The sequence below is a fragment of the Luteimonas campi genome, assembly GCF_051162505.1.
GTDB lineage: Bacteria > Pseudomonadota > Gammaproteobacteria > Xanthomonadales > Xanthomonadaceae > Luteimonas.
Map to the genome: position 1 here is coordinate 716040 of NZ_JBNWEM010000002.1, position 10766 is coordinate 726805.

Annotated in this window: 6 protein-coding genes; all 6 read right to left on the minus strand. The window is 69.7% G+C overall.

The window, feature by feature from the left end:
• Positions 1-64 precede the first annotated feature (64 nt).
• Positions 65-592, minus strand: coding sequence for an outer membrane beta-barrel protein (locus tag ACQYVW_RS08190; RefSeq protein WP_434946631.1), 528 nt, complete (start codon positions 590-592; stop codon positions 65-67).
• 422 nt (positions 593-1014) lie between these two features.
• Positions 1015-4488 carry a GH92 family glycosyl hydrolase gene (locus ACQYVW_RS08195; RefSeq protein ID WP_434946870.1) on the minus strand — a complete coding sequence of 1158 codons (3474 nt, stop codon included), beginning with the start codon at positions 4486-4488 and terminating at the stop codon, positions 1015-1017.
• 8 nt (positions 4489-4496) lie between these two features.
• Entirely contained in the window at positions 4497-5762 is a 1266-nt protein-coding gene (locus tag ACQYVW_RS08200) for an AGE family epimerase/isomerase (RefSeq protein ID WP_434933505.1), read from the minus strand.
• Positions 5763-5766: 4 nt separating this feature from the next.
• Positions 5767-6759 (minus strand): carbohydrate kinase family protein, encoded by a 993-nt coding sequence (locus ACQYVW_RS08205; protein WP_434933506.1) that lies wholly within the window; start codon positions 6757-6759, stop codon positions 5767-5769.
• A gap of 199 nt (positions 6760-6958) precedes the next feature.
• Complete coding sequence (locus tag ACQYVW_RS08210; protein ID WP_434933507.1) at positions 6959-7993, minus strand: LacI family DNA-binding transcriptional regulator; 1035 nt, start codon at positions 7991-7993, stop codon at positions 6959-6961.
• Positions 7994-8174: 181 nt separating this feature from the next.
• Positions 8175-10643 carry a GH92 family glycosyl hydrolase gene (locus tag ACQYVW_RS08215; protein WP_434946632.1) on the minus strand — a complete coding sequence of 823 codons (2469 nt, stop codon included), beginning with the start codon at positions 10641-10643 and terminating at the stop codon, positions 8175-8177.
• Positions 10644-10766 lie beyond the last annotated feature (123 nt).

Consider the following 10766-nt stretch of genomic DNA (forward strand, 5'->3'; position numbering starts at 1 on the left):
GAGGCCACGCGTCCCGTGAACCCACGGGACGCGCATTCGACGCAATCGCGAACCGCGAAGCGGATCAGAAGTCGAACCGCACCTGCACCTGCGCCGCATCGACGTCGAGGTCTTCGACTTCGCTGCGCGTGTATTCGCCGCGCAGCGCGACCAGGTCGTTGAAGCGATACTGCAGGCCGAAGCCATAGACCGGATCGGCGCCGTCGTCCTTGGCGGTGCCGGTCAGGCCCGGAATCGCGCGATCCAGCTCCCAGCGCTGGAAGCCGGCCTTGGCGTAGCCGGAGAACCTGTCGGTGAAAGGCACGATGCCGACTGCGGTCAGCGACGCCGAGGTCAGTTCGAGGTCGTTGCCGGCCACGCCGGGCTCGAGGCTGCCGAAGTCGGTATATCCGGCCTCCAGCGCGAAATTGCGGTGGAACTGGTAGCCGCCGAACGCGGAGAACGCGGTGTCCTCGTCGTCGTAGCCCCGCTCGTCCACCAGCGCCTGTCCGGCGCCGACGCCGGCATAGAACCCGGTGTCCTGGGCATGGGCGAAGGAGGCGCCGCCGAGCAGCAGGGCGGCCAGGGTGGTGGTCAAGAGCTTGGAACGCATGGGTGTCTCCTGGGTGGGGGATGAGCGGATTGCTCCGCCGCCGGCCGGTGCGCGAGGCCCGGCTGCTGCGGCGTACCAGGAAGATGGGTGTTCCAGATATGGGCTAAAGGCCTGGATTCTGGATTCTTTATCCCAGATTAGACTCCAATTTCCGTGCCACGTGCTGACTGCGGGGCAGCCCGCCGCAGCGCATGGCGGGTCACACGCGCGAACGCCCGTCGCGGGATACTGGCGCCCGGGCCTGCCGGCACGCCGCGCTGCCGATCGCCCCCGCACGCTGCTGGAGGCGGCGGCGAATGGCCCGGTGGAACCGGTCGGCCCGCGAGCTCAGCCATCGCCCCCGCTGGCGGTACGCCAAGGGTCACGACGCGGCCAACCGGCCGCGCCGTCGATCCCCGGCCACCGCAGGCCGGGGGCCTGGCTCACTGCCTGGGGTCGGAACGCGGCGATGGCGACGCCGGCGTACCGAGCAGTTCGATCTCGGCCAGCGAGAACCCCTGTGGATCGCTCGCGCCGCTGATGACCCAGCGGTAGTGGCGGTATCGGGCGGGCGTCTGGAGCTTGAACGGCCGGGTGTAGCGCATCCACTCGAAGGCTTCGCCGGTGCGGCGATCCAGCACCTGCCAGGTGCTCCCGTCGTCCGAGCCTTCGAGCGTCCAGGCCGTGGGATGGCCGCCGCTACTGCCCGACGTGAGCGTGTAGAAGCGCGCCTCTGCCGATTGCGCGCCATCGGACGACCAGGTCACCGTCACCGGCGCGCCTGCGGCGAAGCTCGCCTCGGTGTCCGAGGTGTCGTCGAACAACGCGCTCGCCTTCGCCGTTGCCGCACTGGACGACGCGACACCGCGGTCCGCGCCGGCCAGGTCCTGCAGCGGCGCGGGCGTGGCGTCGCCCGCAGTCAGCGAAGGCGGCAGCGCCGAGGCCGCGCGCCCCCAGGCGCCGGGCTTCGGACTCATCTCGAACTCGATCCGGCCACCGGCGGCCAGCAGCCGATGCGGGATGGCGGTGCGTTCCCAGGCCTTGCCGTTCACCCTGACGCCCGCGACGTAGATGTTCTCGCGGCTGTTGCCGGGTGCGCTGATCACCAGCGTCCTGCCGTTCTCCAGGTGCACGGTGGCCCGGGTGAACAGCGGCGAGCCGATCACCAGGTGCTCGCTGCCCATCTGCAGCGGGTAGAAGCCGAGCGCGGCGAACAGCCACCACGCCGAGGACTCGCCGTTGTCCTCGTCGCCGGGATAGCCCTGGCCGATCTCGGAGCCGACGTACATCCGCGCCAGCGTTTCGCGAACGATCTCCTGCGTGCGCCATGGCTGTCCGGCGTACAGGTACATCCAGGGCACATGGTGGGCCACCTGGTTGGAAAAGCCCCACTGGCCCATGCGCACGTCGCGCGCCTCGACGATCTCGTGGATCACGCGGCCGTACGAGCCGGGATGCGCAGCGGTCTCGGGCGTGGAGAAGTAGCGGTCGAGCTTGCGCGCCAGTCCATCGCGGCCGCCGTAGAGATTGGCCAGGCCTTGGCCATCGTGCGGGGCCAGGAAGGCGAAGCCCCAACCGTTGGTCTCGGTGTAGTCGTGGTCGTGGCCCCAGACCTCGGGGTTGTAGTTGGCGGCGGCGGACTTCCATCGCCCGTCGGCCGAGCGCCCCTGGAAGAAGCCGATCGCCGGATCGAACATGTGGACGTAGCCGAGCGCGCGGCTGCGGTAGTACCCGCTTTCGGCCAGCAGCCGCTCGCGCGGGATCGGCGATGCCGGATCCTTCGCCATCGCCGCCAGCATGTTGGCGATGCCGTAGTCGTTGATGTAGCCCTCCAGCGCCCAGGACACGCCCTCGCTCACCGAGCTCGGCACGTAGCCGATGAACGGCGCCACCGCCATGCCCTTGCGGCCGATGTTGTCGTTCGGCGGAACGACCGCGGCGTTGCGGATCATCGCCGCATAGATCCCGGCCACGTCGAGGCCCTGCACGCCCTTCACGTAGGCATCGGCGAACGACACGTCCGAACTGGTGCCGGTCATCAGGTTGGCGTAGCCCGGCGACGACCAGCGCGGCACCCAGCCACCGTCGTGGTAGTGCTGCACGAAGCCGTTGACCATCTCCGCCGCCTGGCGCGGAGAGAACAGCGAATAGGCCGCCCAGGTGGTGCGGTAGGTGTCCCAGAAGCCGTTGTTGACGTAGACCTTGCCCTCGGCGATCGGCGCGCCGGTCCGGGTCTCGGTGGTGCCCTCGGCGATCTCGCGGCTGGCCGAGGACTGCACCGCGTGGCGCCACCGCGGGGCCTCACGGGTTCCGGTGTTCTCGTGGCCGGCATTGGGGTAGAGGAACAGGCGGTAAAGATTGGAATACAGCGTGGTCAGCTGGTCGGGGCTGGCGCCTTCGACCTCGATCACGCCGAGCTTCTCGTCCCAGGCGCGCTGCGCGCGCTCGCGCACGTCCTCGAAGCTGTCGGTGTCGGCGATCTGCAGGGCGAGGTTGCGTCTGGCCTGCTCGACGCTGATCAGCGACGTGGCGATCCGCATCGTCACCGTACGCGCCTGCCCGACATCGAACCGCAAGTAGCCGGGCACCCGCGTGCGCGACTGCCCCTCGGGCCCATCGGTCGCGACCAGCCGGCCGCCCGCGACGACCCGCCGGTCGAACTTCGCGTAGACGAACATGCGCCCGGCGCCGTTGGACAGGCCGCTGCGGGTGTCGGTGTAGCCGGTCAGCTCGCCGCTGTCGGGCGACAGGAACAGGCCGCCGCGATCGTCCACGTTGTCGAAGATCAGGCTGGCGTCGTCGCCCGGGAAGGCGAAGCGGAACATGGCCGCATGGTCGGTCGGCGCGATCTCGGCGACGATGCCGTTGTCCAGCGCGACGCGATAGTGGTGCGGCCGCGCGATCTCGTTCTCGTGGCGGAATGGCACGGCGCGATCGGCACGGTTGGCGCTGGGTGTCCCGGTGGCGATCGACGGCATCACCTGGAACGTCTGCCGGTCGCCCATCCACGGGCTGGTCTCGTGGGTCAGCGTGAGCGCTTCCAGCCGCGGCCGGTTCCGGTCGTCGTTGCGCCTGGCGTATTCGTAGAACCAGCTCAGCGAGCCGGCATCGGTGACCGGCGCCCAGAAGTTGAATCCATGCGGCACCGCGGTGGCGGGGATGTTGTTGCCGCGCGAGAACGCGCCGCTGGAGTGGGTGCCGCGGGTGGTCGAGACGTGCTCGCTGGGACGCCTGGATGCCGCGGCCGCCGGCGCCTCGGCGATGCGGATGTCGTCGATCCAGCCGCGGAACTCCGCCGGCCCGAATGGCATCTCCACGCCCACCAGGATCCTCTCGATCGTCTTGCCGGCGGCGACATCGCCGATGCGCGACTGCTTGTGGTTCCACTGGTCGGTGTAGAGCGATTTCGACTCGCCCTGCCCGCGCGGCGACAGCACGAACCCGTGCTGGTCGAGGGCGCCCAGGGTGGACAGCGAGGTGCCGTCGCTGAATTCCAGGTCGACCGCGACCCAGGTCGCCGGATAGCGGAGGTCGTCGTCGATGAAGCGCGGGAACACGCGGTAGGACAGCTCGGTCGCCGCGGTCACGGGAATCGAAACGTCGAAGACCGCAGCGCGGGCACGGCCACCGGCCTCGCCCGCGATGGTGCCGGTGTACTCCAGCGAGCGCACGCCGGTGAAGCCCACGCCCGTGCGCGCGGTGTAGGCGCGGTCGGGGCCGCCCGTGCGTCGCAGCACCAGTTCCGCGCCCGCGCCACTCGAGGAGGCGTCCAGAGGGAGCGTCTCGCCCTCCTCGAACGACCAGTAGGAAGACGTCGCGGCCCCGGGCAGGGGGGCCGTGGCGACCGGATGCAGCGCGCCCGCAGTGAATGCGAGAGCCGCCACGAGGCCTGCGGTCCTGCGCCCGCCGCGGAACATGGCGGCCATCATCCGCGCACCACGTTCAGTACTTCGTGGCAGGCGCCCATCGTGTGGTAGTCGGTCTTGCCGGCCGGGCTCTTCTCGTCGCTGTACTTGCGATTGTCGACGTCGAGGATCCGGTACCAGGCGCCGTGGTCGTGGTCGACCATGTGCGTCCACGACCAGGCCCACAGGCGCTCGTACCAGTCCCAGTACGTCGCATCCCCGGTTCGTTGCGCGAGCAGCGCGGCCGCGGCCAGGGACTCGGCCTGCACCCAGAAGTACTTGTCGTCGTCGCAGACGTAGGCCACGCCCTCGGCCCTGGCCTGGCCGCTGGGGGCATCGCGCAGGCCTTCGTACGCGAAGCCGTAGACCATGCCGCCGCGCGCCTCGTCCCAGGAATGGGCCAGGGCGCGGTCGAACAGCCGGCGCGCAGTGGGTACCAACCAGTCGGCTGCCATGCCGAGGGCGGTCGCGTGCCGATCGAGGATCAGCAGCAGCTTGGCCCATTCGGTCTGGTGTCCGGGCTGGAAGCCCCAGGGGCGGAACAGGTGCTTGGGATCGTCGAGATGGTAGGTCCAGTCCACGTTCCAGTCGCGGTCGTAGTGCTCCCAGACCAGCCCCCCTGCCAGCGCGGCCTGGCGCCGGGTCACGTGGTCGGCGAGCAGCAGCGCGCGGTCGAAGTAGCGACGCTCGCCGCTGGCTTCGAAGGCGGCCAGCATGGCTTCGCACATGTGCATGTTGGCGTTCTGGCCGCGATAGTCGCTGAAGTTCCAGTCCGCATCGGCCTCGTCCCGGTACAGGCCCGGGCCCGGCTCCCAGAAGCGCGACTCCAGCACGTTCCATGTTTCGTCCATCCACCCGCGCGCGTCCTCGACGCCCACTTTGAGCGCACTGGCATAGGCCAGCAGCACGAAGGCGAGGCCGTAGCAATGGTTGGTGGCATCTTCCACCCGGCCATCGCGCAGGGTCCATGCGTAGCCGCCCGTGGCGGGATTGCGATGCACCTTGCGCAGGTAGTCCAGGCCGTGCCGCACCGCATCGAGATACTGCGCATGCAGTGCCGTGTCTTCGCCGAACTCGCGCGCCGCCATCGCATAGTTGAAGACGAAGCGCGTGCTGCTGACCAGGTGCCGGTGCGCGCGTTCGTACACCATGCCGTCGTCCTTGAAGTAGTGGAAGAAACCACCCTCGGGATCGATGCAGCGCGGATGGTAGAACGCCATCGTTCTGGCGATATGCGCGCGCAGGACGTCGGGGCTGCGGAAGTCGGGCAGGGCCTGGGAATGCATAGGCTTACTGACTCTCCAGAAGTTGTTGGACTTCGGCACGCGCGGGCATGGCCGCGAAGGCGCCCTTGCGGGTCACCGCCAGCGCACCGACCGCCGCGGCGAACCGCAGGGCGCGCTCCACCGCCTCGCGGTCGCGGACGAAGGCAGGCAGGCGACCGACATCGATACCGGACTCGACCAGATGGAACAGCAGGCCGGCGACGAAGGCATCGCCCGCCGCGGTCGTGTCGATCGCCTTGACCCGGAATCCCGCCAGTTGCCCGCTCTCGCCGCCACGCCCGTACCAGCGCTTCGGCGCGGGGCCATCGGTCACGACCACCCACTGCGCCCGGCCTTCGAACAGGCGCTGGAGCACGGCGCTCGCGCCGGCATCGCCGCCGCCCAGGTCTTCGGCGAGGTAGTCGAGCTCGTTGCGCGCCAGCTTGACCACGTCGGCGGCCTGCAACGCACGCCACAGGCAGGGCCGCGGGTCGACGCCGGCCGGCCACAGCATCGGCCGCAGGTTGAGATCCATGCTGACCAGCACGCCGCTGTCGCGCGCCATGCGCATGCCGTCGAGCGTGGCCTGGGCGATCGCGGCTTCGGTCAGGCTGTTGGAGCAGACGTGGAACGCGCCGGTGTCGACGAAGCAGTCCGGATCGAAGTGCCCGGCGCGGAACATCAGGTCCGCCGCCGGGGGACGGTAGAAGCTGAAGCTGCGCTCGCCCTCGTGGTCGAGCGCTACGAACGCCAGCGCGGTCGGGGCCGCATCGGTCCGCACGATGTAGTCGGTGCCGACGCCCGCCGCGCGCAGGCTCTCGAGCAGGAAGTCGCCGAACATGTCGGCGCCGAGCGCGCCGACGAACTGCGATCGCGCCCCGAGGCGGGCCGCCCCCACCGCGACGTTGGCCGGCGCCCCGCCGGCATGCTGCACGAACACGCGCGGGGTATCCGGCGTAGCCGCGGGCTGGGCGAAGAAATCGATCAGGGCCTCGCCGAAGCAGACGATCCTGCGCATGCCCACCTCAGCCCGGCGCACCGAAGGCACCGGTCACGCCCAAACCACGCAGACCGCGCCAGCCCGCATGGACCCGGCGCGGCGTGGGTGGCCGGCATGCACGCCGGCCAGCGGAGGTTCGTGTCGGGCGGATGTGCTCATGTGGGGCCAGGCTCTGTGGTTCGGGTGTCGTCGCGGCGACGACGGGATCGGAAACGGTTCATGGCGTCGATTCGCCGCAGCTGCCGCGCACCATCAGCTGCACCGGCGCGACCACGCGTCGCGGCGGCGCGTCGGGGTCGCGCACGCGGTCGAGCAGGATTTCAGCCGCCATGTGGCCGCAGACCCGCGGCTGCACGGCCAGCGTAGTCAGGGGCGGGGTGGAAAGCGCGGCCTCGGTGATGTCGTCGAAGCCGGTGATGGCGAACTCGCTGCCCGGGCGCACGCCGCGCGCACGCAGGCCGAGCATGAGGCCGAACGCGACGTTGTCGTTGTAGCAGACGGCCGCCGTCGACCCGGGTGCGCGCTCGAACAGCTCGGCGGTGCGCGCTGCCGCATCGGCGCGGGTTGGACTCGATTCCACCAGCCAGCCCGGCTCCGGCTCGATACCGGCCCCGCGCATCGCGTCGAGATAACCCTGGCGACGCTGCTGGCACGAGCTGGAATCGGCGTGGCCTCCGAAGAACGCGATGCGCCGGTGGCCCAGTGCAAGCAGGTGTCCGGTGGCCAGATGCGCGCCGCGCTGGTTGTCCAGGGCGAGAAAATCCCATTCGTGCCCGGGCAGTTCCCGGTTGAACACCAGCACGGGCATGCGCGTTCCCAGCACGCGCTGCAGCGCGGCGGCCTCGCTGTGCTCGGCCGGCGACAGGATGATGCCGGCCGGCGCATGCTCGACCAGCGAGGCCAGCACCGCGTCCTGGCGTTCGGGCGATTCGGCGGTACTGCCGAGCAGGGTCACGTAGCGGCCATCGCCCAGCGCTTCATCGACGCCTGCGGCGAACTCCGCGAAGAACGGGTTGGAGAGATCGTTGATCACCAGCGCCACCGACGATGACGTCTGTCGGCGCAGGTTCGCGGCCGCGCGGTTGTAGACGTAACGCTGGCGCTTGAGTTCTGACTCGACCCGGGCGCGGGTGTCGGCGTGCACCAGCGGGCTGCCGCGCAGGACCAGCGAGACGGTGGCGCGCGATACGCCGCAGCCTTTGGCGATATCGGTCACGGTGACGGCCTTGCGCCTGGACTTGGTTTCGGTCATTCGGATGCCTTTCGAGGCGACGCCTGGATGCGACCGATTATTGCCGAAATGAATCGATTCAAACCGGCGTTTCCGTGCGCGGCCGTCGGCTGAAGCGGTTTGCCCGCGCACCCGCTGTGCGGCGGGAGGCGGCACGGGTCCGGATACGGGGCATGGCGTTGGCATCTGTCTCACGTCCGGCTCAGCGTCCGGTCGCCGGACAGGCGGGCTGCGGGCTACTCGATGCGGCCACGCCCCAATCCGATGGCGCGTCGCCGAGTTCGAAGCGCAGTTCGCCGCCTTCGCGCAGGCGCGACCAGTCCAGCCAGACCTGGTCCACCGGCACGCCGTCGAAGAGCACCTGTCGTGGGTGCTGCACGGCGCCGCCGTGGGCGCCCGGCGCGGTCACGCTCAGGGTCCGGCCATTGCCCAGATCCATGTCGATGCGCTCGAACCGCGGCGTGTGCAGCACCAGCTCACCCGTGCCGGGCATCAGCGGGTACAGGCCGATCGCGCTGAACAGGTACCAGGCCGACATGGTGCCGAGATCGTCGTTGCCGGTCACGCCGTTGGGTGCGTTGGTGAACAGCGTCTGCGCCGCGCGCACCACGACCGCGGTCCGCTCCGGCGCACCGAGCATGGTGTACATCCACGGCACGTGCATGGTCGGTTCGTTGTTCGGATTGAAGCGGAACTGGCCGTAGTAGTCGTATGGACCGGCCACCCACTGCCCGCGCGCCTTGCGCAGGTCCTGTCGCAGCACGTCGAGCGCGAAGAAGGCGTCCAGCCGGTCGAGCGTGCGTTCGCGGCCGCCCATCATCGCGGCCAGCCCCGCCGGATCCTGTGGCACCAGCCACTGGTACTGCCAGGCCGTTCCCTCGTGGAAGCCGTAGTGCGAGCGCGGGCTGTAGACGCCGGTCGGCGGCGTGAACCAGCGCCCGTCGTCCAGGCGCGGACGCGGGAAGCCGGTGAAGTCGCTGTCCGCTTCCCGCAGCTGCGGATCCCAGAGCTTGCGCCAGTTGCCGCCACGCCGGGCAAGGTCGGCCGCATCGGCGCTGTGGCCAAGCGCCTGCGCCATCTGCGCCAGGGCGCAGTCCGCGACGGCGTACTCGAAGGTGGCCGAGCCGCCGTGATGCGGATCCACGTCCATCCCCTTGGAGGGGAACGCACGGTCGAACTGCACGAATCCCCGGTCCAGATAGCTCGCATTGCCGCTGCGACCGGCATGGCGCGAGTTCAGCGGCGGCAGTCCATAGGCGTTCTGGCGCAGTGCCGACCAGGCCTGCGCTTCGCGCCCTTCCAGCGCACCGAAGCGCCACAGGTCGACCAGGAACGGGGTCACCGGATCGCCGGTCATCACGTTGGTTTCGAAGCTTGCATAGCCCCAGCGCGGCAGCCACCCGCCCTGCGCGTGGATCGCCAGCACCGAACGCGCGATGTCGCGGGAGCGCCCGGGCCGCAGCATCGCCAGCAACTGGTTCTGCGAGCGGTAGGTATCCCAGAGCGATAAGTACTCGTAATAGGTCCAGCCGTCGGCGACGTGGATGTTGCCGTCGTAGCCTCGATAGCGGCCGTCAGCGTCGCTGCCGGTCAGCGGCTGCAGCAGTGCGTGGTAGAGCGCGGTATAGAACACCGTGCGATCCTCGCCGCGGCCGCCCTCGATCCGCACCGAGGACAGCTCCTCGCGCCAGGCGTCCTGCGCCGCCTGGCGCATCGCGTCGAACCCGACCGGCCTGCCGTCCTTCGTGCCCTCGGCGCGCAGGTTGGTGCGCGCGCCTTCGGCGTCGACGTGGGAGATCGCGCTGATCGCGGTCACCGCGCGATCCGACGAGGTGTCGAAGCTCAGCCAGGCGCCGTTGTAGGGGTCGTGCTCGCCCTCCATGCTGAAGCGCGCACCCGCCGTGCCGCCCGCCTGGCCCCAGGTTCCGAACGCCTTGAACGGTCGATCGAATTCCATGCGGAACCAGGTGCTGTACTGGTGGCCGCCGCAGAAGCTCATCGTGGTGACCTTGCCTTCCACGACGCGGTCGCCAACCACCTCGATGCTGCTGCCGATCACGCGATGCCGTGCATTGGCCTGGCTGACGTTGACCAGCACATGGCCTTCCTGCACGCCGGCCGGAAAGGTGTAGCGCTCGGCCGCGGCGCGGGTGAGCGCGGTGGCCTCGGCATCGATGCCGCCGTAGTCGGTAAGCCGCACTCTGTAGTAGCCGGCCTGGCCGACCTCGCCTTCGTGGGTGTAGGCCGAGGCGTATTTGCGGTGGTCGAAGTTCTTCGGATCCCGGGTGTCGAAGTCGCCGCCTGGGCCGATCGTGCCGGTTACCGGCAACACCGATACCTGTCCGCCCTGCTCCCAGCAACCGGCACCGGACAGGAAGGAGTGGCCGAAACCGTGGATCTTCGGATCGTCGTAGCGCCAGCCCGAATAGTGCTCGCCGATCGGCGAGACCTGGATCAGGCCGAACGGCGCCGACGCACCCGGGTAGGTGTTGCCATCGTCCTGGCTGCCGATGAAGGTATTGACGGTGGCGGCAAGATCCTCGGTATCTGCGGCCTGCAGCAGCGGCGTCGCCAGCAGCGCAAGGGCGGACAGCAGGAGCCCGGCGCCGCGGCTTCCGCGGTGACGCGCCGGGGCCGGCGATGGCGCGGATGGCGACACGGACTCTGGCATGGACGACCTCCGGATCGTTGTGTGGCCGCCTGGGCGTGGCCGACAGCGGACGTCCCCCGGGAGAAAAACGAGTCCGGCCGAAGCCGGACTCAAGCTGTCGCCCGGGAGGAGCGGTCAAAAGTG